This is a genomic window from Arthrobacter sp. CC3 (genome assembly GCF_039907775.1).
GTDB lineage: Bacteria > Actinomycetota > Actinomycetes > Actinomycetales > Micrococcaceae > Arthrobacter.
The window spans coordinates 1-1121 of sequence record NZ_JARCCY010000105.1 but is presented as its reverse complement, the minus strand read 5'-3'; the positions used below and the strand labels follow the sequence as shown (position 1 = coordinate 1121).

Sequence of the window (1121 nt, the reverse complement as noted above, 5' to 3'; positions counted from 1 at the left end):
CCGTGCAGTCCGGTGAGGGTGTGGGCAACGAGTTCCTCTACATCATCGCCGCGGTGATCGGCGGCTGCCTGCTGACCGGCGGCTACGGCTCGGCGGTGGGCGGCGCGATCGGCGCGTTCATCTTCGGCATGGCCAACAAGGGCATCGTGTACGCGCAGTGGAACCCGGACTGGTTCAAGTTCTTCCTGGGCCTGATGCTGCTGCTGGCCACCATCGTCAACCTGATCGTCAAGCGCCGCGCGGAACTGAAGTAAAGGGGCCTCCGAGAACATGAATGCCAAAGAGATCGACCAGCAGACCCTGCTGCAGAACGAAACGGACCCGCTGACCCACACCCCGGTGCACCTGCTGGCACTGGAAAAGGTCGGGAAGAACTACGGCAACATCGTCGCGCTCAGCGATGTGACCATGGCCGTGGACAACGGCCGCGTCACCTGCGTCCTGGGCGATAACGGCGCGGGCAAGTCCACCCTGATCAAGATCATCGCCGGCCTGCACCAGCACGACCACGGCGTCCTGAAGGTCATGGGGGAGGACCGGAAGTTCACCTCCCCGCGTGACGCGCTCGATGTCGGCATCGCCACCGTGTACCAGGACCTCGCCGTCGTCCCGTTGATGCCGATCTGGCGGAACTTCTTCCTCGGCTCCGAACTGACCTCCGGGTTCGGGCCGTTCAAGAGCCTGGATGTGCAGCAGATGAAGGACATCACCAAGCATGAACTGGCCGAGATGGGCATCGACCTCCGGGACGTGGAGCAGCCCATCGGCCAGCTCTCCGGCGGTGAACGCCAGTGCGTCGCGATCGCCCGCGCCGTGTACTTCGGCGCGAAGGTCCTGATCCTGGACGAACCCACCGCGGCCCTGGGCGTGAAGCAGTCCGGCGTGGTGCTCCGCTACATCCTGCAGGCCCGCGACCGCGGCCTGGGCGTCATCTTCATCACCCACAACCCGCACCACGCCTTCCCCGTCGGTGACCGGTTCCTGCTCCTCAAGCGCGGCAAGTCCATCGGCTACTACGACAAGAAGGACATCACCCTCGACGAGCTCACCGCCCAGATGGCCGGCGGCGCGGAACTGGCCGAACTCGCCCACGAACTCGAACAACTCGGCGGCCACAGCGA

The 1121-nt window shown here is 65.1% G+C and carries 1 protein-coding gene and 1 pseudogene; both read left to right on the top strand.

Features of this window, described 5'->3' with window-relative positions:
* A pseudogene (locus PV761_RS24180) lies at positions 1-254 on the top strand (ABC transporter permease); the annotation flags it as partial.
* A 16-nt stretch (positions 255-270) separates the two neighbouring features.
* Positions 271-1121 (top strand): ATP-binding cassette domain-containing protein (locus PV761_RS24175; protein ID WP_347900049.1); only part of this gene is annotated, 851 nt, incomplete at its 3' end.